Here is a 22,113-nt window from a genome sequence, read left to right as displayed (position 1 = left end):
CCTAGGGCGCGAGGGCGGCGCACCAGGCCTCGCCGTGAGCACCATGACTAGTCAGGCGCAGATCACGGCCGTCGGCGCGTGGCGTAATGGTAATGTCCAGGTCGGGCTTTGGCAAAAAGCCCTGACCGCGCTCGGGCCATTCCACCAGGCACAAGGCCTCGGCTGTGAAGTAGTCGCGAATCCCCATGAATTCCAGTTCTTCGGGATCGGCCAGGCGGTAGAGGTCGAAGTGGTAGATCGCACCACTGGGCAACTCGTAAGGCTCGACCAGGGTGAAGGTGGGGCTCTTCACCGCTCCTGCGTGGCCGAGGCCGCGCAGGATGCCACGCGACAGGGTGGTCTTGCCGGCGCCCAGATCGCCGTGCAGATAGAGTACGCCACGACCGCCGCTGGCCTGAGCCAGGCGGGCACCCAGGGCATACATGGCGTCTTCGTCGGCGGCGTGCAGGGTCAGTTCAGGCATGGCTGGAGTTCCTCGAGCAACTGGCGGGCGACCGGGGGCAGATCGCTGGCGGCGAGACCGCGGCCCTGGCGACCCAGCTCGGCGCCGGCACGGCCGTGCAGCCAGGCGCCCAGGCAGGCGGCCTCGAAGGGCGCCAGCCCCTGCCCCAGCAGGGCGGCGATGATACCGGTGAGGATGTCCCCCAGGCCACCGGTAGCCATCGCCGGATGCCCTTCGCCACACAGCGCCATGCGACCATCCGGGTGGGCGATCAGGGTGCCGAAACCCTTGAGCAGCGCCACGCTGCCGTAGCGCCGCGCCAGTTCGCGGGCGCTGCCGGGGCGATCGGCCTCGATGTCCTTGATCGAGACCTCCAGCAGCCGAGCCGCTTCGCCCGGATGGGGCGTCATCACCCAGGGCCCGCGCGGCGCCTCGACCACCCCGGCAGCCAGCAGATTGAGGGCATCGGCGTCCCAGACCTGGGCCGCGTCCAGCGTCGCGGCGGCACTGGCCAGGGCCTTGCCCCAGGCGCCCTGCCCCAGGCCCGGCCCGACCGCGAGCACGTCGGCCTTCTTGGCCAGTTCCAGCACGGCGAAACTGGAATGCACCCCGGCGACCATGATCTCCGGCCGCCGCGCCAGCACCGCGGTGACATTGGAAGGCCGGGTCGCCAGGCTGAGCATGCCGGCGCCGCAGCGCAGCGCCGCCTCGCTGGTCATGATGGCTGCGCCACCCGTGCCTTCGTCGCCGCCGATCACCAGCAGATGACCGTACTGCCCCTTGTGCGCATTGAGCGGGCGCCTGGCCAGCCGCGGCAGGTTACCGGGCGCCAGGCGCTGGGCGGTGGCATGGGCGGGATTCTGTGGCTCCTCCATCAGCGGCTCGAACACCAGACTGCCGACATGGTCAGGCCCCTTGCCGGTGAACAGGCCGAGCTTGAGGCCGATGAAGGTGATGGTCAGATCGGCGCGCACCAGAGCGCCCGCCGCGGCGCCGGTGTCGGCATCCAGTCCGGAAGGGAGGTCGATGGCCACCACCGGCAATTCGCTGGCGTTGATCCGTTCGATGGCTGCGGCATAGGGCTCGCGCGCCGCGCCCTTGAGTCCGGTCCCCAGCAGGGCATCGACCACCAGCCCCTCCAGCGGGGCATCCGCGCGCCAGGGCTGGATGTCCACGCCGGCGGCCAGGGCCTCGGCATGGGCCAGGGCGGCATCGCCCTGGAGTCCGCTCGGATCGGCCAGGTGCCAGACCCGTGCATGCCAGCCGGCCTTGCGCGCCAGTGCCGCGACCAGATAGCCGTCACCGGCATTGTTGCCACCGCCGGCCAGCACGCAGAGGGCGCCGGCATGGGGCCAGCCATGGCGCAACGAGCGCCAGGCCGCGGCCGCCGCGCGTCTCATCAACTCGAGGCCGGGCAGACCGCCGGCGATCAGTTGGGCGTCGAGATCCCGCACCTGCTGGGCGCTGTAGAGCTGGAACGGCAGTTCGTCGTGCATGCTGGGAAAGCCTCCGGAGTCTGGCAAAATAGGCGGCCCTCCTGCCTGTGCGTTCCCATCGATGTCCGCTGTCGCTCTCGATCTCGCCGCCCTGGCCGACCTCATCAAGACCTGGGGTCGGGAATTGGGCTTTCAGCAGACCGGCATCGCCGGGCTGGATCTGGCACGTCACGAGGAACATCTGGAGCGCTGGCTGGCCGCCGGTTTCCACGGCGAGATGGACTATATGGCCGCGCACGGCAGCAAACGTTCGCGACCGGCCGAACTGGTCCCGGGGACCCTGAGGGTGGTTTCCCTGCGCATGGACTACCTGCCCGGCGACACCCGCATGAGCGAGCGCCTGGCCGATGGCACTGCGGCCTATATCTCCCGCTACGCCCTGGGCCGCGATTACCACAAGCTGATCCGCAAGCGCCTGCAGCAGCTGGCCGAGCGCATCCAGGGCGAGATCGGTCCCTTCGGCTATCGCGCCTTCGTCGACAGCGCGCCGGTGCTGGAAAAGGCCATCGCCGAACAGGCCGGCCTGGGCTGGATCGGCAAGAACACCCTGGTGCTCAATCGCAAGGCCGGCAGTTGGTTCTTTCTCGGCGAACTCTTCGTCGACGTGCCCCTGCCGGTGGACGAACCCACCCCACGCGACCACTGCGGCACCTGCCACGCCTGCCTGGACATCTGCCCGACCCAGGCCTTCGTCGGCCCCTATCAGCTCGACGCCCGGCGCTGCATTTCCTACCTGACCATCGAGTTCAAGGGCTCCATTCCACTGGAGCTACGGCCCTTGATCGGCAACCGGGTCTTTGGCTGCGACGACTGCCAGTTGGTCTGCCCCTGGAATCGCTTCGCCAAGCCCACCGCCGAAGGAGACTTCCAGCCACGCCACAGCCTGGACAGCGCCAGTCTGGCCGAGCTCTTTCGCTGGACCGAAGCCGAATTTCTCAGCCGCACCGAAGGCTCGCCGCTACGCCGCGCCGGTTACGAGCGCTGGCTGCGCAACCTGGCCGTGGGCCTGGGCAATGCGCCAACCAGCATCCCGGTGCTGGAAGCCCTGAAGCTGCAGCGCGAACATCCCTCTCCCCTGGTGCGTGAGCACGTGGAATGGGCGCTGCAGCGGCACGGCGAGGCCTGAGCGGAAAGCTAGGCGCTCACGGCCCTACCGTGGTGTAAGGGATGGGTGCCCACCAGCTGCCGTAGGGGACGCCGTACTTGTCGACATAGCGCTTGACCACCGGCGACAACGGCCGGTACTTGCCGTTGGATTTGCCGCCATAGGGCCCCTTGGGCTCGATCTCGGCCTGGAGGGTCAGGACTTCGATGGGGTCGAGGCAGGGACCCATGATCCAGACCTTGACCACGCCACCCGGGGCCAGGCCGATGGTGAGGTCCTTGCGATAATCCGAAGTGCGACCACTGACCGGACACTCGGCTGGCAGACGCTCGACCATCTTTTCCCTGGCCCAATCGGGGATGGTGAACAGCGCGTGATAGGTTTGAGGCTCGACCATCTTTTCCCTGGCCCAATCGGGGATGGTGAACAGCGCGTGATAGGTTTGAGGCTCGACCATGGATTGCCAGCGTAGGGAGACGACGTAGGGTAGATCCAGGCCGGTTAGGGTGCGGCCGGCACCGGAGCCGATCCTTTTAGGCCAGCCTCTGGCGGTAGCCGATAGGCTGGCTGGCTCGCCCATGGCAACCACTCCCCCCATGGCATTGGGAAAGATGCGTCCACTGTTGTCGCCAATATTGGCCTGCTCCAGCCAGACCTCCATGTAGTTGGGCGCCAGAAAGCCCAGGTACCAGGCGTCATAGGGCAGCTTGTTCGCGGCGTCAGACTGACAACCTGCCAGGCCCAGTAGCAGGACGATAGACAGCAGCCAGCGACTCATCGCGGGTACCCCACTTGCGGACGATTGGGATAGAGGCTGCGCCGACCATCGGCGGTAGGAGCATCGACGAAAATCGCATCCACATTGCCTAGACCACTGCCCATGCGCGCATTCCAGTGAGCCGACCTGTGTACATAGCGACTGAGCAGCAGACGATTTTCGGCCTGACTCAGTACCTCAGATACATGCGGACTACCTGCCTGAAGCTTACTGGCTATTGGAGCCAGGTCGGCCGGCAAACGCCACTCCGGATCCTCGTCATCGAGGGTCGTGAAAGGGACACCCTGGGCAGTGGCCAGACGGTGCATCATCCGCAGGTAAACCAGGGATAGCTCTCCACGTACCTGCCGCTCCAACCGTATCGCAGCGAAGACCTCGATTTCCGGCAGGTCGCCCCGGACGCGGGGCAATTCGAGACGCCAGGTATCGATGCCGAGGCGAGTGCTGGTTGAGTCGTACCAGGACGTCTCTTGCAAGCGCCGTAACTCCAGCTCGGCCTGACGATAGCTCCAGGCCTGGTGGCTATCCATGCCCCTGGGCTCGCGGGAAGCCCTCGGCCGGGTCAATAGCAATCGCTCCTGCATCTCATCCGGATAGCCGCCCCCAACATCGGCGTGGGCGCCGGGCAGGAAAATCTCCTCATGCTCGGGCGCCACGCTGGTCAGGGCGAAATTGCGGCGGTACTCGTGCTGCGCCGCCAATTGCACAACCTTGAGCGCGCAACCAGGCGGTAGATAGAGATTGAGCCCCGGATTGATTGCATTGGCTGGACTGAAGTCACCGCGCAAGGGATCGGCGACTGCCGCCACAGTATCGAACAGGCCGATAAAGTTGAGTCGTGCCTTGGCGCGCTTCCAGGTAAAACACGGCAGTAGTCCTGCGGCGGCAATACCACCATCGGCCTTGAGTACTTCATTGGCAAAATGCCGCGCTGCCGCTGCCCCTCGACTGAAGCCAAAAAGATCGAATTCAACCGCCTCGACGATAGTGTTGGGATTACTACGCTTGAATTGATCGTAGCGATCCGCGAAGGCTGAAGGGAAGTTTTGAACGCAAGCTAGAACGCCGCTTTTCCCCCCACACCTGTGCCCATGGAAAACAAATTATCCAGCTGACCAGCTTGAGTCCCGATACCTTCGATATAGACAGAGATACTGGATCGAACCTCACTTTTATCGAGCTTTCGATCCACATCGCTCTCATACAACCGATACAACCGCGCAATATTAGTCTCCGCCCCCGCATAGCTGCCATCCGCACTCAGCATGAACCTTTCGCAGTGCCGGACGATGCTGCGCGCCTGATCCTGGCGAAAGCCATGCTCTTCCGCACGACAAGCGGCGCCGGTGGCGGCGTTGAAGAGGTTGTTGCCGGTACCGTCGAAGAAGATACCGATGCGCAGGGTGATGCGCTGTTCTATCGGGCGCTCCACCTGCTCGCCGACTTCATCCCTGGCAACGGGTGCGCCATCCGGATGTTTGGTAAGCGCCTCGATACCCTGTCGCTCCCGGGAGCGAAGTGCCGAAGGCTTGCCCTGCCCCGGTGCCAGACCGGTAGTGCCTGCACGGCTTGCGCAGGCGCCCTTAGGCGTGCCGCCTGCATCCAGGCCGATGATGACGCTGCCCGAGCCACCGATCACCACGCCGCCATGGCTGGTGACACTGCCGAGTACCGCCGCTGGCCGGCTGTTGATCAGGACATGGGGGATGACCGCCGCGCTCAAGGCCGCGCCACAGCCGCAGGCATGGCCGAGGGTCGCGGCGGGCAGGCCGTCGAAAGCGACATCAGCGGAGCCCTGGATCAGGGCGGTGGTACCGCACTCGGGGCAGGCGACGGCGTCGCCCAGGCGAACAGCAGGCTTTCCAGACATCACCGATCTCCCTATCGGTCACTGGGGCCCTGAAAATGCCGCATAAAATGCTCTAGGACAAGGCTTTCAGCGCAGCGCCGCGCAATCTGTCACGACCCTAGCCGTGGGGATCGTCCGGATAGGTGAAGGTCGGCATCTGCCAGTTGAATCTCAGCGCCAGCAGGCGCAGCAGCAGCCCCGCGGCCAGGGTGATCAGCAGCGCCTGCTCCTCGCCGAGCCACGGGCGGCAGAGCAGATAACAGCCGGCGGAGAGCACCGCCACGCTGGCATAGAGCTCGCGCCTGAGGATCAGGGGCACGTCGTTGCAGAGGATGTCGCGCAGGATGCCGCCGCAGGTGCCGGTAAGGGTGCCACTGACGATGACGATGGCCGGACTCAGGCTCATCTCCAGGGCCACCTGGCAGCCGATCACGGTAAAGGCCACCAGGCCTAGGGCGTCGAGTACCAGGAACAGCCGGCGCAGATAGCGCATGACCCGGGCGATGGCCACGGTGGCCAGGCCCGCGCCGACGGTGAGCGCCAGATACTCCGGGTGCTTGACCCAGCCGAGCGGATAGTGCCCCAGCAGGACGTCGCGCACCGAGCCGCCGCCCAGGGCGGTGACGCTGGCGATCAGCGCCACGCCGAACAGGTCCATGCCGCGGCGCCCCGCGGACAGGGCGCCGGTCATGGCCTCGGCGGTGATCGCGACCAGATAGAGGATGGACAGCAGCACGGACGGGTGGCCGTCAGACCTTGATGAAGTGCTCGCGATAGTGCCGCAGCTCGGCGATGGAATCGCGGATGTCGTCCAGCGCCAGGTGGCTGCCGCTCTTCTTCACGCCGTCACGCACATGGGGCGCCCAGCGCGCGGCCAGTTCCTTGAGGGTGGAGACGTCCAGGTTGCGGTAGTGGAAGTAGGCTTCCAGCGCCGGCATGCGACGATAGAGGAAGCGGCGATCCTGGCAGATGCTGTTGCCGCAGATCGGCGACTTGCCCTTGGGCACCCATTGCTGCAGGAATTCCAGGGTGAGGGCCTCGGCCTGGGCAGTGTCGACGGTGCTCTCGCGCACCCGCTGGGTCAGCCCCGAACCGCCGTGCTGACGGGTGTTCCACTCGTCCATGCCGGCCAGGATCTCGTCCGACTGGTGGATGGCCAGCACCGGGCCTTCGGCCAGCACATTGAGGTCGCTGTCGGTGACGATGGTGGCCATCTCGATGATCACGTCCCGATCCGGATCCAGGCCGGTCATTTCCAGGTCGATCCAGATCAGGTGCTGCGGATTGGGGGTGGTCATGGTGAACTCCTTGATGATGGCAGCAGTGTAGCAGTGCGCCTGCCGCGCACCTACCGGCGCCAGAGCAGCAGCCGGCTGCCACGCAGGTCGCCCACTTCCAGCACCCTGTCCGCTGGCTGGCCGGGAATCTCGAAGGTGTTGCTGATCAGCCAGCTGCCGGCCCGCAGCTCCGTGCTGGCCTTGTCGCCCAGGCGCGGCATGGGCGCCGGGGAGAGAAAGCAGTAGACGACGTCGAACTCGCCCAGCTCCACTCGCCAGAGATCGCGATAGCGCACCTGGCAGTTGCGCCGTGGCAGGCAGCGCAGCCAGGCCAGGGCGAAGCTCAGCGGCGCCGTCTCCACACCGACGAAGGTGGCCTGCGGAAAGCGCCGGGACAGGTCGACCAGGGTATCGCCCAGGCCGCAGCCCAGGTCGACGAAGCGAAAGGTCGGCTCGCGCTCGGCGAGCAGTTCGGCCAGCCGCTCGCGGGTTTGGCGCCCGGTGAGATAGAGCGGCACCCGCTCGCGCAGGCTGTTCCAGTTCAGCAGCAGGAGCAGCAGGAAGCCGAGCGCGGCGATACCCGCCGACAGGCCGCGACCACTGACCAGGTAGAGCGCCGGAGCGAACAGCAGATTGATGAAGACCCACCAGCGCGCCAGGCCCAGGCGTTCGCCCAGCAGCGCCGCGAGCACGGCCTGCAGGCACACCAGCAGCAGCAACGACGGGCGCTGCCCGGTGAAGCCAGCCCACAGCCGCAGTCCGACGACCGCCAGCACCAGGGCGGCCAGTTGCACCAGCACGGCCAGCAACAGGGGATAGCGCGAGGCGAGATGGGCCAGCATGGGGGCTCCAGAGCGACGAGGTGCGCCAAGTTTAGGTAATCCGCGAGAGGCGGCCAATGCTAGACTCCTCGACCCTGAAACCCGCGGACTTCCCATGGCCAAACGCCACCTGACCCGTCGCCAGAGCTGGCGGATCGAAAAAATCCAGACTGAACGCGCTGCTCGCGCGGAAAAGCGCGAATCCAAGCTGGTCGACGAACTGGAAGGTGGCGACCTGGGCCCCGAACAACAGGGCCAGGTGATCGCCCATTTCGGCGTTCAGGTGGAGGTCGAAGATGGCGAAGGTCGGCTGCAGCGCTGCCATCTGCGCGCCAACCTGCCGACCCTGGTCACGGGCGACCAGGTGGTGTTTCGCTCCGGTATCCAGGGCAATGGCGTCATCGTCGCCCAGTTGCCGCGCCATTCGGAGATCTGCCGACCGGACATGCGCGGTCAGCTCAAGCCGGTGGCGGCCAACGTCGACCGCCTGGTGATCGTCTTCGCCCCGCTGCCCACGCCCCATGCCAATCTCATCGACCGCTACCTGGTGGCGGCCGAGCATGCCGGCATCCAGCCGCTGCTGCTGCTCAACAAGGCCGACCTGATCGACGAGCACAACGGTCCGGCGCTGGACGAACTGCTGGGCATCTACCGCGAGCTGGACTATCCGCTGCTGGAGGTGTCGGCCCACAACGGCCTGAGCATGGACCAGCTCAAGAGCGCTCTGGACGAACACGTCAGTGTCTTCGTCGGTCAGTCCGGCGTGGGCAAGTCGTCGCTGGTGAACGCCCTGCTACCGGGCGTCGATACGCGCGTCGGGCCGCTGTCCGAGCTGACCAACAAGGGCACCCACACCACCACCACCGCGCGACTCTTCCACTTTCCCGATGGCGGCGACCTGATCGACTCACCCGGTATTCGCGAATTCGGCCTCAGCCACGTCAGCCGTGACGACGTCGAAGCCGGCTTCAAGGAATTCGGCGACTACCTCGGCCACTGCCGCTTCCGCGACTGCAAGCACGAGCGCGAGCCCGGTTGCGCCCTGCTCGCGGCCCTGGAACGCGGCGATATCCATCCGCAGCGGATGGCCAGTTACCGGCATATCCTGGCTAGCCTGGAAGGCGAATCGCGCTACTAACGAAAACGCCGGGCAAGCCCGGCGTTTTTATCGATCGACGACTATCAGCCAAAGACGCGGAAGCGCTCGGCATCGTCCATGAAGCCCTTCTCCGGGAAGTCGCCCTCGTTGGAACCGAAGGGCATCTGGGCGCGCAGGTGCCAGGTCTCCGGCAGCTTCCACTCGGCGGCGGCCAGGGCGTCGGGCAGCGGATTATAGTGCTGCAGGCTGGCGCCGATGCCGGCGTTGGCCAGGGCGGTCCACACCGAGAACTGGGCGATGCCGCTGGCCTGTTCCGACCAGATGGGGAAGTTGTCGGCATAGGCGGGATACTTGTCCTGCAGGCCGGCAACGACATGCCGATCCTCGTAGAACAGCACGGTGCCGGCGCCGGCCGCGAAGCTGTTGATCTTGCCCTCGGTAGCGGCGAAGGCGTCGGCCGGCACGATCTGCCGCAGCGCCTGCATGACGAAGCCCCAGAACTTGTCGCTCTCGGCGCCGAACAGGATCACCGCGCGCGAGCTCTGCGAATTGAAGGCGGAGGGCGACAGCTTGACCGCCTCCTGGATCAGCGCGGTGACCTGGTCCTGGGGCAGCGGCAGATTCTTGCCCAGCGCGTACTGGCTGCGGCGGCGCTTGATGGTGTCGATAAAGGCGTTGCTCATCGGAAGGCTCCTGCAAGGGAATCGGAGATCGGGAGACCGCGCGCCAGGGCGCAAGGTGCCCGATCCGTCATGAAACCCCTGCAGCTTAACCAGCCGTCTTCACGTCAACGTACGAAAAAACCGAACGCTAGCAGCGAATTTTCCTATCGATCGCCATGACCGCTCAGGGCTTGCTCTGGATGACGCCGGCGTCGAAGGCGTTGATCTGCTGCTTGAAGGCGGCGTTGTTGATGGGTTGCGCCAGATTGCCGGTGGCGCTGACGCCACCACTGGAGACCCCGCTGCGACTGGCAGCCGGCGCGCCATCGGTCGCCGGCTTCGGTGCCTGGCTGCTCCCGGCCCGTCCCTCGATGGCCTGCTGGGCCTTCTTGGTCAGGACGATGATATCGATGCGGCGGTTGACCGGATTGAGCGGATGCTCGCGATCGAAGGGGGCCGAGGAGGCATAGCCGACGATCCGCGCCACCTGCTCTTCCGGATAGCCACCGGCGATCAGCGCCCGGCGTGCGGCGTTGGCGCGACCGGCGGACAACTCCCAGTTGCTGAAGTCACCCTTGCCGTTGTAGCGCGCCGCATCGGTATGGCCGCTGATGCTGATCTTGTTCGGCACCTGGCGAATGGTGTCGGCCATGGCCAGCAGGATGTCCTCGAAATAGGATTTCAGTCGCGGACTGCCGGAGTCGAACATCGGCCGGTTCTCGGCATCGACGATCTGGATGCGCAGGCCGTCCTGGGTGATTTCCAGCAGGATCTGGTCCTTGAACTTCTGCAATTCCGGATTCTGCTCGATCTTGTTCTGCAGCTCCTGCAGCAACAGCTCCAGGCGCTCCTTGTCGACCTGCTCGGCGATCTTTTCCGCCTGGCTCGGATCCATCTTCGCCTGACTGGCATCCTTCTGCTGCTGGGCCGCGTCGTTGGGCTGGCGCTTGTCGGACGGATCGGGCGCCTGGGTGGGATCGGGCGCGACGCGGTTGGAGTCGTTGGGATCGGCACGCTCCTGCACGTCCGGATTGACCTTGTTCTGGGTCGAATCCGGTTGCGCCTGGATCTCGGGATTCAGGGTGCGATCGGGCGCCGGCGTCGGCGTGCCGCCCAGGTCGATGACATAGGGACTGGCGCTTTCGGTGAAGCCGATCGGATCCTGGAAGTAGCCGGCGATGGCCTTCTTCTGCTCTGGGGTGGCCGAGGACATCAGCCAGAGCACCAGGAAGAACGCCATCATGGCGGTGGCGAAGTCGGCGAAGGCGATCTTCCAGGCGCCGCCGTGGTGGCCGGCGGCGCTTTTCTTGATGCGCTTGACGATGATCGGCTGGTTGTTGTCCATCAGCTGCCCCGCATGGCCTGCTCGAGCTCACTGAAGGACGGCCGGTGCGCCGGGAACAGCACCTTGCGGCCGAATTCCACGGCGACGGTGGGCGGCATGCCGCTGGCGGCGGCGACCAGGCAGGCCTTGATGGCCTCCAGCACATTGAGCTCTTCCTTGGCGTCGTGCTCCAGGCAGGTCGCCAGGGGGCCGAAGAAGCCGTAGGCCGCGAGAATACCGAGGAAGGTACCTACCAGCGCGGCGCCCACGTGGCCACCGATGGCCGCCTGGTCACCCTCGCCGAGCATACCCATGGTGATCACGATACCCAGTACCGCGGCGACGATGCCGAAGCCGGGCAGGCCGTCGGCGACCCGCGATACCGCGTGGGACGGATGCTCCAGCTCTTCCTTGATGCCCGCCAGTTCCATGTCGAACAGGCCTTCCAGCTCGTGGGGTGCCATGTTGCCGGAGGACATCAGCCGCAGGTAGTCGGCGACGTAGGCGGTCATCCGCTCATCCTTGAGGATGTTCGGGTACTTGCTGAAGATCGGACTGGCCTTGGGATCCTCGACATCCGCCTCGATGGACATCATGCCCTCGCGCCGGCTCTTGTTGAGGATCTCGTAGAGCAGCTTGAGCACGTCCAGGTAGAAGGCGTGGGTGAAGCGGTTGCCAAACATCTTCAGCGACTTCTTGAACACCTGCATGAAGGTGCTGCCCGGGTTGGCCTGCAAGAAGGCCCCCAGGGCGGCACCGCCGATGATCAGGACCTCGAGCGGCTGGATGATCGCAGCGATCTTGCCATGCGCGAGAATGTAGCCGCCGAGGACAGCCGCGAATATCACGATGATGCCGATGATTTTTGCCATGGTTGGGAATACTGTGTGCTAAGGAAAATTGAGCCGGGGATCTGCCCTCACGTCCCCTTTATCGGACCCGGCGCCCCGGACTGAAGGCCTTTCATCAAATTTCAAGGCGACCGTCGTATGTCCAGCCGCCCAAACACCGTCGAAGACTGGGTCAAACACCTGGAAGGCGTACGCCTGCCGGTGGCCACCGCCACCGCGGAGCGTCTGCGCCGCACCCTGGCCGATGGCCGTCTGGCGTTGCATGAGATCGCCGAACGGCTCTGCGAGTCACCACCCCTGGCGCTGGCCCTGCTACGCGAGGCCAATCGCGGCCATGCCAGCCTTGGCGATCCGGCCGCCAGTCTGGAGGCCGTGCTCGGCCGCGTCGGTCTCGGGCCGGCGGAGTACCTGATCGCCCGCCAGCCGACCCTGCCCGAGGAGCGCCTGCCGCGTCCGCTGCGGCAGCTATGCCTGGTCAGCCAGCACGCCATGACCCTGGGGCTGGGCCTGTTCGGCGTGCCCCTGGCGCGGCTGTGGCCGGACATTCGCCTGGCCGCCCTGCTCTTTCTGGCGCCGCTCTGGCCGCTGGCGACCCGTTATCCGGAACTCTTCGAGGAATGGGAACGGCGGGTGCTGGGCGAAGGCGAACCGGCGCTCAAGGTCGAGCGCGAGCTGCTCGGCGTGCCGGCGATCCGCCTGTGCCAGGCGCTGGCCCGTCACTGGCAGTTGCCCGAGTGGATCGTGGAAAGCTATCGCCTGCTGGACCAGGATCGCCGGCAACTGGTCAGGGCGCTGCACATCGCCCATGGCGACGATCCCCTCGAACAGCAGCAGCGCCTCGACGAAGACCCCAATCTGCGCCGCTGGCTGACCCATCCCGGCAACACCATCCTGCTGGCCAACGGTCTGGCCCTGGCCAGCCACCATGCCTGGGATGGTTCTCATACCCTGCGCTGGCAGCGTTTCAGTGCCCTCTATCTGCAACTGCCGCTGGCACGGGTGCAGAGTCGCAGCCATGAACTGGCGGTGCAGGATGCCCAGCGCCATGCCCGACCCGGCCTCTGGCATCCGGCCGAGGGCCTGGTCTGGCCACCGGGCGAACGGCGCCTCAAGCCGGTGCCCCGGGTACAGGTCGCCAGCGAGAGTCAGGCACAGCGCTGGCGCGGGCTCTGCGAGCAGCTGCTGCACACGCCCAGCGCCTTCGCCACCCTGCCCCAGCTGTTCGATTGCGCCCGCCAGGCGCTGGTGGCCTGCGGCCTGCCGCGGCTGCTGTTGCTGACACCGGATCGCAACGGCCAGAAGGGCAATGTCCAGTTGCACCACGGCCTGGACGACGCCCCCGGCCTGCAACTGGATATCGCCAGCCACCCGCTGCTGGCCAAGCTGTTCGGCAGCCCCGGCCAGTTACGCATCGATGACGGCAACCGAGCGCGCTTCGCGCCGCACCTGCCCGCCGATCTGCGCCGGCTGTTCAGCAACGAGCGGCTCTGGCTGCGCAGTCTGGGCTTCGGCGAACGGGTGGTGCTGCTGGCGATCCTGGACAGCGAACTACAGCCAGCGGATCCCCGCCGGACCGCGGCGCTGGACAAGACCTTCACCTGCATCGAGCGCGCCATCGGCACCTTCGCCAATCGTCCGCGGGCACGACCGGCCTGACGCTGGCCGGTCAACCTCGGTACACTTCACCTTCTACGGACCGACGGGAAATCCGCGATGCCCTTTTCCGCCTTGCCCCTGGTGATCGAACCGGCCGATCTCGCGGCGCGCCTGGATGCGCCCGAACTCATCCTGGTGGATCTCTGCAGCGCCGCCCACTATGCCGAAGGGCATCTGCCCGGCGCGCGCCATGTCACGCCCGCCCGCACCCAGCTGGGCAGCAAGCCGGCACCCGGCCTGCTACCGGCCCAGGCGGACCTGGAACGGCTGTTCGGTGAACTGGGCCAGCGCGACGAGGCCGTCTACGTGGTCTATGACGACGAAGGCGGCGGCTGGGCCGGACGCTTCATCTGGCTGCTCGATGTCATCGGGCACGGCCACTATCACTACCTCAACGGTGGCCGCCAGGGCTGGATCGCCGCCGGCCTGCCGCTGAGCACCGAGGTACCCGCTGCGGCGGGCGCACCGGTCGCCCTGACCCTGCACGAGGAGCCCACCGCCAGCCTGGCCTATCTGCAGAGCCGGTTGGGCGCCGAAGACCTGGCCATCTGGGACGCCCGTGGCGCCGATGAATACCGCGGCGAGAAGGTGCTGACCGCCCGCGGCGGCCACATCCCCGGCGCGATCAACTTCGAGTGGACCGCTGGCATGGATCGCGAGCGCCAGTTGCGCATCCGCGAAGACCTGGCCGCCGAACTGGAGCGCCTGGGCATCACCCGCGACAAGGAAATCATCACCCACTGCCAGACCCATCACCGATCCGGCTTCACCTACCTCGCGGCCAAGGCTCTGGGCTATCCGCGCGTCAAAGCCTATGCCGGCTCCTGGGGCGAATGGGGCAACCACCCCGATACCCCCATCGAATGACTGCCAAGGACCTCTCATGAAACTGCAAGACCGACTGTTCATCCTTGCCCAGCACCTGCTGCCGCACCATCTGCTGTCGCGGGTGATCGGTGGCTTCGCCGAGTGCCGGGCGCCCTGGTTCAAGAATCTGCTGACCCGCTGGTTCGTCCGTCACTATGACGTCGACATGCGCCAGGCCCAGGTGGAAGACCCCACCGCCTACGAGAACTTCAACGCCTTCTTCACCCGCGCCCTCAAGCCCGGTGCCCGCCCGCTGCCAGCCGAGCCCGGCGTGGTGGTCAGCCCCAGCGACGGCGCCATCAGCCAGCTCGGCCGCATCGAGCACGGCCGCATCTTCCAGGCCAAGGGCCACAGCTACAGCCTGCTGGAGCTGCTGGGTGGCGACGGCCTGCGCGCCGCGCCCTTCATGGGCGGCCATTTCGCCACCATCTACCTGTCGCCCAAGGACTACCACCGGGTGCACATGCCGCTCACCGGGACCCTGAAGGAGATGGTCTATGTGCCCGGGCGCATCTTCTCGGTCAACCAGCTCACCGCCGAGAACGTGCCCGAGCTGTTCGCCCGCAACGAGCGGGTGGTCTGCATCTTCGATACCGCCGTGGGCCCCATGGCGGTCATCCTGGTCGGTGCCATGATCGTCGCCAGCATCGAGACGGTCTGGGCCGGCCTGGTCACGCCACCCAAGCGCGAACTCAAGCGTTTCGCCTACGACGAGGCCGCGCGTGCGCCCATCACCCTGCGCACCGGCGACGAGCTGGGTCGCTTCAAGCTGGGCTCCACCGCCATCGTGCTGTTCGGTCCGGACGCGGTGAACTGGTCCGCTGAACTCGGCGCCCTGTCCACCGTCAACATGGGGCAACTGCTGGGGGTTCCGACCACGCCGGCCCCCTTGACCACCGTTTCCGAGCCAGGGTCTCTCGCCTAGATGCGCGGTTCATTGCCCATCGAAACAGGAGTGCGCGCGGCGAATGGATAGCAAAAGGCCACAGCTCATGTTGCGGGTACCGACGCCCGATCAGCGCAGCCTGACGTTTTGTGACGCCACACCAGCCGGCCTCAAGCGCTGGCTGGAGCAGTTGCCGCGGGCCAAGCTGGGTGAATTCGCCCGGCTGCTCTATCAGGGGCTGCTGGAGCTCAATCGGCTGATCCTGACACCGGAAGCCCGGCTGCGCCTGCTCGAATCCCTGCGTCCGGATGTGCAGCGGGTCTGCCAGTTGCTCGAACGCCATGTGCTCAATCAAGCCATCGTGCTCGACGAGCGCTCGCGCAAGGTCGCCAATCTCTGCCAGGCCCTGCAGAACCTGCTGGCCGCCGGCTACAAGCTGATCGTGGTCGAGGAAAGCGAGCGCGGCGAACGCAGCACGCTGCTCGCCACGGCCATCCAGCGCGCCCTGCGCGCCCTGCTCGGGCCGCTGATCCGCGCCGCCCAGCTCTATACACCGGTGCACGACAACCTCTGGCTGGAGCTGCACCAACTCTATCGGCTGGCGGTTACCACTGGCCTGCACAACCAGAAGATTCGCGATGAACTGCTGCCCGGCGACGGCAGCCAGACCATCACCCAGGCCTATGGCGCCGCCCTGCTGTTTGGCGCCGCCCGCTGCAACCAGCTGCGCCAGAGCCATATCGCCCAGCTGACCCTGCACCTGGACGACTGGGCCGGCTTGATCCGCCTGCAAGGCCCCGAGCAGAACGGTACCCTGATGGTGGTGGCGCCACAGATCGACGCCCCGCCGCGCTATCGCTCATTGCTGCGCGAAGCCAACCTCAGTGGCCTCCTGGGGCTCGCCCCGCAGCAGCTGGTGCAGGCCATCGAGGACTATCTGGCCCTGGCGCCGGAACAGCGACCACGCGCGCGCCTGCCGGTGCACGGCGATCTGTCTTTGGATCTGCTGCAACACCTGGTCGGGGCCTGGGGTCAGGAGGCGGATCGCGCCTTCCAGCGCATGCCCGGTCAGGGTCAGGTACAGGTCTGCATCGGCATGAGTGCCCTGCACTACCAACTCGCGGGTGGCCAGGTGTTCGCCGACACCCTGCGGCTGTCGGCCGCGGCGGCCCCGGAAACCTTTGCCCCCAAACCCAAGGAAGACGTCTGGTCGCTGGCCTTCGATGCCGACACCCGGGCGTCCGATGCCCTGGACTGGAGCACCGAGGCCTTGGAGGAAATCCACTACGACGTGTTGCCCGGCGACGGCGAGGCGGCCAGTCCGGCCTTTCCGATCCATGCGGTACAGGTGGTCAACCACAGTCCCGGTGGCTATTGCCTGAGCTGGAGCGGCGAAGTGCCCGAACAGTTACAGGCCGGTGAACTGCTCGGCGTGCGCCTGCCCGAGGATCACAACTGGGGCCCAGCGGTGGTGCGCTGGGTACGCCAGGTGCCCGGCAGTGGCACCCAGATGGGCGTCGAACTGCTGGCGCCCACCGCGCGGCCCTGCGGTCTGCAGCTGCTGCGCAAGGCCGAGCAGAACAGCCAGTACCTGCGTGCGCTGCTGCTGCCGGAGATCAAGGCCATCGATCAGGCGCCGACGCTGATCGCGCCGCGCCTGCCCTTCCAGGAAGGCAGCAAGGTGCAGATCAATCAGCAGGGTAACGAACAGCGTGGCATGCTCGACCGGCGCCGCAGCATGACGGTCAGCTTCAGCGTCTTCGAATATCATCTGCTGGAACAGACCGGAGCTCAGCCTAACGGAGGGCCTTCGAGTGGTAGTGCGCGGCTGGAGGAAGACTTTGACTCGCTGTGGAAGTCTCTGTAGCTTCGAGGGATTGTCGTTATCGCCAGGGTGCGAGTAGACCATGGCTGCCGAACACAGTGCGATCCGCCTGTTGCTGCTCGAAGCATCGCAGAACGAGGCGGAACGTCTGGTCAGCCTGTTCCGCAATGCCGGACGGGCAACGCGGGCCCACCGTCTGGCCGACCCCGCGGATCTCGACGAACTCCTGTCCCAATCCTGGGACCTCGCCATCCTCGCCCCACCTTCTCCTGAGCTCGACAGCCTGGCCGCCCTGCGTCTCTTGCGCCGTCGGGCGCCTCAGCTCGCCGTCATCCAGCGGGTGGCACCCGAGGAGCCCACGGCGGTGCTCGAAGCCCTGCGCCTGGGCGCCCGCGACGGCATCGCCAGCGACAACGACGAGCACCTGCTGCTGGCCAGCCTGCGCGAACTGGGCAATCTGGCCGAGCGCCACGAACGCCGGCGCCTGGAACAGGCCCTGGCCGAAGCCGAGCAGCGCTGCCAGCTGCTGTTGGCCAATGCCGTGGATGCGGTGGCCTATGTCCACGACGGCCTGCATATCCACGTCAACTCGGCCTATGTGGAGCTGCTGGGTTATCCCTCCGCGGAAGACCTGGAAATCACGCCGCTGATGGACCTCATCGCCGCCGCCGACCAGCCGGCGCTGCGCGAGGCCTTCCGTCAGTTGCGCGACGCTCCCAGCCCCCTCGAACTGGATTGCCGGTGCGTCCGCCAGGACGGCAGCACCCTCGGCGTGCACCTGCGCCTGACGCCAGCCATCTATCTCGACGAACCCTGCGTGCAGTTGCACCTGCGCGAGGAGCGCGCGGCCCCGGCCGCCGAGGCCCTCGAGGAACAGCTGCGCGAGGTGCGCTTCCAGGACACCCTGACCGGGCTGCTCAATCGCAGCCGCATGCTCGAATTGCTCGAAGACGCCCTGGAGCGCGCCCGGCTCGGCGCGCCGGCCAGCTTCGCCTATCTGAGCATCGATCGCTATCCGACCCTGCTGGCCGAGCTGGGCATAGGCGCCATGGACGAGTTGCTGGTGGCCCTGGCCGAGCGCCTGAGCGAGCACTTCGGCACCCTGGTGACCCTGTCGCGCTTCGCCGACGATGCCTTTACCGTTCTCCTGCCCCAGGCGGCCGACGCCAGCCTGGACAGCGCCTTCGAGCGCCTGCTCGGCCGTCAGGAGCGCCAGCCGCTGGCCCTGGCCGGACGTAATCTGGCCATCAGCTATTCCATCGGTGTGGTCAGCCTGGACAGCCATACCAAGAGCGCCGGCGACCTGGTGGACCGGGCGCACCGTTCCGCGCGCCAGGTCGCCCAACGGGGCGGCAACGCCTGCAAACGCTACGACCCCCAGGAAGAGCTGGCCGCCGCTGCCAATCGCGGCAACCTGGTGGCCATGGTCAAGCAGGCCTTGCAGCAGAACGGCTTTCGCCTGCTGTTCCAGCCGGTGATCGGCTTGCGCGGCGGCAGTCACGAGTACTACGAAGCCCTGCTGCGGCTGATCAACCCCCAGGGTGAGGAGGTCTCACCGGCCGAATTCGCCCGCACCGCCCGTGACAGCGGCCTGAGCGGCCAGATCGATCGCTGGGTGATCCACCAGGCGGTGCGCCAGCTGGGCGAACACCGCGCGCGCGGCCACGGCACGCGCATCTTCGTGCACCTCTCGGGCGCGACTCTGGGCGATCTGGAATTGTTGCCCTGGCTGAGGGAAACCCTGCAGGCGCAGCAGCTGGACGCCGAGGCGGTGATCTTTCAGCTCAGCGAGGAAGACCTGTTGGCCCAACCGGAGCAGGCCCTGGCCATGGCGCAACGGCTGCGCCGCCAGGGTCATCCGGTCACCCTGAGCGGCTTCGCTGCCGGTGACCCGCCGCTGGCGGCGCTGCGCCTGCTGGTGCCGGATTACGTCAAGCTGTCGGGCAAGCTGATCAAGGACCTGGCGCAACCGGACCACCAGGAGCGCCTCAAGGCCCTGGTCGCCGAGCTCAGCGCCCAGAATGTCCAGACCATCGCCCCCTTCGTCGAGAGCGCCAGCGTGCTGGCTCAGCTCTGGCAGGTCGGGGTGCACTTCATCCAGGGCTACTACCTGCAGGAGCCCAGCCAGGCGATGGACTACGAGTTCCATGCCGAGTAGCGGCGACCCAGCCTGGGACAGGTTCATCGCGGCCATGGGCTGCCGCAGCGGCGGCTGAACCTACGGCATGATCGCGGCCATGGGCCGCTCCTACGGGTGTTTGATGTAGGCGTAGGAGCGGCCGCAGCGGCGGACCGCGATGGCCGCTGGGAGGCTCAGCCCTGGGTAAGCCGATCTTCCACGCCCAGCAGATAGAGCACGCCATCTAGGCCCAGCACGCTCACCGACTGGCGGGCGGACTGGCGCACCAGTGGCTTGGCGCGAAAGGCCACGCCCAGACCGGCCAGGGCCAGCATCGGCAGGTCGTTGGCGCCATCGCCCACGGCGATGGTCTGCTCCAGCGTCAGGCCCTCACGGCTGGCCAGTTCCTGCAGCAGATCGGCCTTGCGCTGGGCATCGACGATGGGCTCGACGGCGCGGCCGGTCAGCTTGCCGTCGACGATCTCCAGTTCGTTGGCATAGACGTAGTCGATGCCCAGCCGCGCCTGCACCTGGCGGGCGAAGTAGGTGAAGCCGCCGGAGAGGATGGCGGTTTTGTAGCCCAGCCGCTTCAGCTCGGCGAACAGCCGCTCGGCGCCCTCAGTCAGACGCAGCCCGGCACCGATATCCTCCAGCACCTCCTCGGACAGGCCCTGCAGCAGCGCCATGCGCTCCGTGAAGCTGGCGCGGAAGTCGATCTCGCCGCGCATGGCCCGCTCGGTGATGGCCGCCACCCGCTCGCCGATACCGGCGGCTTTGGCCAGTTCGTCGATGACCTCGGCCTGGATCAGGGTGCTGTCCATGTCGAACACCGCCAGCCGGCGATGCTGCCGCTGCAGGTCGTCGGGCTGCCAGCCGATGTCGGCCTGGCCTTCCTGGGCCAGTGCCAGCAGGCCCGCGCGCAGGGCCTGGGGCTCGCGCGGCTCGCCGGTGACGCGCAGCTCCAGGGCGGCGCGCGCGGTCGCGCCCGGCTCGCTCAGGGCGCGGATGGCGTGGATGTTCAGGCCCTGCTCGCGGCACAGCGCGGCCAGCCGGGTCAGCGGCAGATCGGCCAGACTGCGGCCCATCAGCGTCAGGACATGGGCTTCGCCGCTGTCCGGTGCCGGCTGCGCCAGGGGCGCCACCTGCAGCCCCAGGGCCTGCAGTGCCTGCCCCAGCGCGGCGCCGGCACTGGCCGGGCTGACCAGCAGGGTCACCGCCGCACTGTTGTCCAGACCCTGCTGCTGCAGCGATTCCAGCCGGGCACCGGCCGCGGCCAGGGCGCCGGTGAGCGCAGCCAACCAGTCGGCGGGCAGGATGCCTACGGCCTGGAGTCCGATAACGTCTTGCATGGCGATCCCCTCGCGGAAAAGCGCGCAGTCTACCCTTTCGCCCCGGCGGTGCCGAGCCATGGGCACCGGCTGGCGGCGGGAGTCCACCGCCGGCCTCTTTTGCGGGCGAAGCCCTGCATTCGCCGTTTTCGCGCCCCTGGCCCGCTGGTTATACTGGCCGCACATTTTTTGTCCAAAGAAACGATTTCTGTGACCCGCCCCGCGACCGTCAAGCCCGATAATTTCTTCCTGCTGATCTACCGAGCCCTGCGCCAGCGTCGTGTGCCGGTGGCCTTGCGCATCGTTTCCCACAGCCTGCTGCTGGTGGCGGCCGCTCTGGTGATCTATGCCGGCATCATGAGCATGCAGTTCCGCCATGCCATGCAGCAGCAGGCCGACGCCGTCGGTCAGAGCCTGGTGACCCAGACGGCCAACTCCGCCGCCGAACTGCTGGTGGCCAACGACAACCTCAGCCTCAATGTGCTGCTCAGCAACCTGGCGCGCAATCCGCTGGTGGCCCATGCCGCGGTCTACAGCCCGGACAACCGGGTGCTGGCCGAGTCCGGCACCCGCCCGAGCCAGGGCCTGCTGACCGCCACCGAGGGCATCTACAGCACGCCGATCCGCTTCCAGGACGTTACCGCCGGCCAGGTGCGCCTGGCGCTGGACATGGACCAGTTCCAGCAGCCGATGATGATCAGCCTGCAGAACATGGGTCTCTTGGGGCTGATCCTGCTGGGCCTGACCCTGATCCTCAGCCTGCGGCTCGGGCGCCAGCTGTCGATTCCGCTGCTGGAACTGCGCGTCTGGCTGCGCGATCCCGACGATCCCGCACCGGGCGCCGGCCGCCTCGACGAACTGGGCGACCTGGCGCGCCAACTGCAGAGCCGCCTGGTCCCGCCCAAGCCGCCCAAGGCGGAAGTGGCCGAGGACGACGATCCCTTCGCCGACGAACAGGGTGGCCTGAGCGTCAAGCCGCCGCCCGCACGCAAGGCTCCCGCTGCCAAACCGGCTGCCCGCAAGGCGCCTGCGGCGGATGCCGACAACGAACTGGACGCCGATGCCTTTGCCGATCTGGTACCGGACTCCTTCACCGAGCCGCCGCCCACGCCGGCACCGGTAGTGCCCACCGAGCCCGACATCGTTACCTCCGCGGTGCTGGCCATCCAGCTCGGCGCCCAGGACCAGCTCAGCCGGCTGCCGCGCAGCCGCCTCGAACAGCTGCTGGAGCGCTATCGCGACTGCCTGCAGCAGGCCACCGAGCTCTATGACGGCGAACTCCACACACTCAAGGACGGCGGCAGCCTGATCCTCTTCCACGAGCGCAGCGACGACGATGACTACCTGACCCGCGCGCTCTGCTGCGGCGAGATCATGCGCGCCCTCGGTCACGCGCTGCAGGTGGAAGTGGTCGGCAGCGGTGCAACCCTGCAGCTGCAGTTGGGTCTGACGCAGGGCGAACGCCTCGCCGGCCTGGAGCTCGCCCAATTGCTGGAAAACACCACCGTACGCAATGCCCAGGCGCTGAGTCGCCACAGTCGCAACCTGTTGCTGGTCGAGCAGAGCATCGCCGAGGACGAGCTGCTGCGTAAACGCGCCCGTATCCGCACCATCGCCAGCCCCGCCGGGGCCAGTTGCGTGGAACGTCTCCTGGAACCCTACTCCGCGACGCTGGAGCGTCACCTGGTCCGGCTCGAGGCGCGTTGACGCGCCCGCCCGACCCCACCT

20 protein-coding genes are annotated in these 22,113 nt (G+C 67.0%); 8 read left to right on the top strand and 12 right to left on the bottom strand.

What is annotated here, in order from left to right; genetic code table 11:
• Window position 1: 1 nt before the first annotated feature.
• Together tsaE and NRG74_RS19865 are read right to left on the bottom strand one after the other, a co-directional pair.
• On the bottom strand, window positions 2-463 hold the full coding sequence (gene tsaE, locus NRG74_RS19870; protein WP_093256398.1) for a tRNA (adenosine(37)-N6)-threonylcarbamoyltransferase complex ATPase subunit type 1 TsaE: 462 nt from the start codon (window positions 461-463) through the stop codon (window positions 2-4).
• Window positions 451-1,938: an NAD(P)H-hydrate dehydratase gene (locus tag NRG74_RS19865; protein WP_257705111.1), complete on the bottom strand. Its 1,488-nt coding sequence runs from the start codon at window positions 1,936-1,938 to the stop codon at window positions 451-453. The genes tsaE and NRG74_RS19865 overlap by 13 nt, the downstream gene beginning before the upstream one ends.
• A 61-nt stretch (window positions 1,939-1,999) precedes the next feature.
• On the opposite strand from NRG74_RS19865, the gene queG reads away from it, so the two are divergent.
• Window positions 2,000-3,064, top strand: coding sequence for a tRNA epoxyqueuosine(34) reductase QueG (gene queG, locus NRG74_RS19860; protein WP_257705110.1), 1,065 nt, complete (start codon window positions 2,000-2,002; stop codon window positions 3,062-3,064).
• Window positions 3,065-3,080: 16 nt separating this feature from the next.
• On the opposite strand, the gene NRG74_RS19855 is transcribed toward queG, so the two are convergent.
• The 6 genes from NRG74_RS19855 to NRG74_RS19830 all read right to left on the bottom strand — a co-directional run bounded on the left by NRG74_RS19855 (window position 3,081) and on the right by NRG74_RS19830 (window position 7,789).
• A complete protein-coding gene (locus tag NRG74_RS19855; RefSeq protein WP_257705109.1) occupies window positions 3,081-3,821 on the bottom strand; it encodes a DUF2931 family protein in 741 nt (246 codons plus the stop codon).
• Entirely contained in the window at window positions 3,818-4,630 is an 813-nt protein-coding gene (locus tag NRG74_RS19850) for a DUF2235 domain-containing protein (RefSeq protein WP_257705108.1), read from the bottom strand. The genes NRG74_RS19855 and NRG74_RS19850 overlap by 4 nt, the downstream gene beginning before the upstream one ends.
• A gap of 248 nt (window positions 4,631-4,878) precedes the next feature.
• Window positions 4,879-5,691: a PAAR domain-containing protein gene (locus tag NRG74_RS19845; protein ID WP_257705107.1), complete on the bottom strand. Its 813-nt coding sequence runs from the start codon at window positions 5,689-5,691 to the stop codon at window positions 4,879-4,881.
• A 97-nt stretch (window positions 5,692-5,788) separates the two neighbouring features.
• A complete protein-coding gene (locus NRG74_RS19840) occupies window positions 5,789-6,403 on the bottom strand; it encodes a trimeric intracellular cation channel family protein (protein ID WP_257706620.1) in 615 nt (204 codons plus the stop codon).
• Between the two features lie 16 nt (window positions 6,404-6,419).
• Entirely contained in the window at window positions 6,420-6,968 is a 549-nt protein-coding gene (orn, locus tag NRG74_RS19835; RefSeq protein ID WP_017642897.1) for an oligoribonuclease, read from the bottom strand.
• Between the two features lie 50 nt (window positions 6,969-7,018).
• Complete coding sequence (locus NRG74_RS19830; protein ID WP_173147231.1) at window positions 7,019-7,789, bottom strand: class I SAM-dependent methyltransferase; 771 nt, start codon at window positions 7,787-7,789, stop codon at window positions 7,019-7,021.
• Window positions 7,790-7,883: 94 nt separating this feature from the next.
• Between NRG74_RS19830 and rsgA the strand changes: the two genes are divergently transcribed.
• Window positions 7,884-8,906: a small ribosomal subunit biogenesis GTPase RsgA gene (rsgA, locus tag NRG74_RS19825; RefSeq protein WP_064307623.1), complete on the top strand. Its 1,023-nt coding sequence runs from the start codon at window positions 7,884-7,886 to the stop codon at window positions 8,904-8,906.
• 44 nt (window positions 8,907-8,950) lie between these two features.
• Here rsgA and NRG74_RS19820 read toward each other — a convergent pair whose 3' ends face one another.
• The 3 genes from NRG74_RS19820 to motA form a co-directional block, all read right to left on the bottom strand.
• Complete coding sequence (locus tag NRG74_RS19820) at window positions 8,951-9,550, bottom strand: nitroreductase family protein (protein WP_257705106.1); 600 nt, start codon at window positions 9,548-9,550, stop codon at window positions 8,951-8,953.
• A 163-nt stretch (window positions 9,551-9,713) separates the two neighbouring features.
• Window positions 9,714-10,874, bottom strand: coding sequence for a flagellar motor protein MotB (locus tag NRG74_RS19815; protein WP_160921948.1), 1,161 nt, complete (start codon window positions 10,872-10,874; stop codon window positions 9,714-9,716).
• Window positions 10,874-11,725 carry a flagellar motor stator protein MotA gene (motA, locus tag NRG74_RS19810; protein ID WP_017642892.1) on the bottom strand — a complete coding sequence of 284 codons (852 nt, stop codon included), beginning with the start codon at window positions 11,723-11,725 and terminating at the stop codon, window positions 10,874-10,876. Before motA ends, NRG74_RS19815 begins: the two co-directional genes overlap by 1 nt.
• Before the next feature lie 117 nt (window positions 11,726-11,842).
• On the opposite strand from motA, the gene NRG74_RS19805 reads away from it, so the two are divergent.
• Genes NRG74_RS19805 through NRG74_RS19785 form a run of 5 tightly spaced genes read left to right on the top strand, consistent with a single transcriptional unit; the run spans window position 11,843 to window position 19,096 of the window.
• Window positions 11,843-13,360, top strand: coding sequence for an HDOD domain-containing protein (locus NRG74_RS19805; RefSeq protein ID WP_257705105.1), 1,518 nt, complete (start codon window positions 11,843-11,845; stop codon window positions 13,358-13,360).
• Between the two features lie 57 nt (window positions 13,361-13,417).
• Complete coding sequence (locus NRG74_RS19800) at window positions 13,418-14,227, top strand: rhodanese-like domain-containing protein (protein ID WP_257705104.1); 810 nt, start codon at window positions 13,418-13,420, stop codon at window positions 14,225-14,227.
• A gap of 16 nt (window positions 14,228-14,243) precedes the next feature.
• Window positions 14,244-15,152, top strand: coding sequence for an archaetidylserine decarboxylase (gene asd / locus NRG74_RS19795; protein WP_160921951.1), 909 nt, complete (start codon window positions 14,244-14,246; stop codon window positions 15,150-15,152).
• A 43-nt stretch (window positions 15,153-15,195) separates the two neighbouring features.
• Complete coding sequence (locus NRG74_RS19790) at window positions 15,196-16,980, top strand: molecular chaperone (RefSeq protein ID WP_419866264.1); 1,785 nt, start codon at window positions 15,196-15,198, stop codon at window positions 16,978-16,980.
• 40 nt (window positions 16,981-17,020) lie between these two features.
• On the top strand, window positions 17,021-19,096 hold the full coding sequence (locus NRG74_RS19785; RefSeq protein WP_160921952.1) for an EAL domain-containing protein: 2,076 nt from the start codon (window positions 17,021-17,023) through the stop codon (window positions 19,094-19,096).
• 155 nt (window positions 19,097-19,251) lie between these two features.
• On the opposite strand, the gene serB is transcribed toward NRG74_RS19785, so the two are convergent.
• Window positions 19,252-20,406, bottom strand: a complete 1,155-nt coding sequence (gene serB / locus NRG74_RS19780) for a phosphoserine phosphatase SerB (RefSeq protein ID WP_257705103.1) — start codon at window positions 20,404-20,406, stop codon at window positions 19,252-19,254.
• 189 nt (window positions 20,407-20,595) lie between these two features.
• Here serB and NRG74_RS19775 point away from each other — a divergent pair, with 189 nt between their 5' ends.
• Window positions 20,596-22,092 (top strand): AhpA/YtjB family protein, encoded by a 1,497-nt coding sequence (locus NRG74_RS19775; protein ID WP_173147241.1) that lies wholly within the window; start codon window positions 20,596-20,598, stop codon window positions 22,090-22,092.
• Window positions 22,093-22,113: the final 21 nt, after the last annotated feature.

The organism is Pseudomonas oryzihabitans, assembly GCF_024652905.1.
GTDB lineage: Bacteria > Pseudomonadota > Gammaproteobacteria > Pseudomonadales > Pseudomonadaceae > Chryseomonas > Chryseomonas benzopyrenica.
The sequence above is the reverse complement of the archived record's forward strand: the minus strand, read 5'-3'. Positions and strand labels throughout refer to the sequence as shown.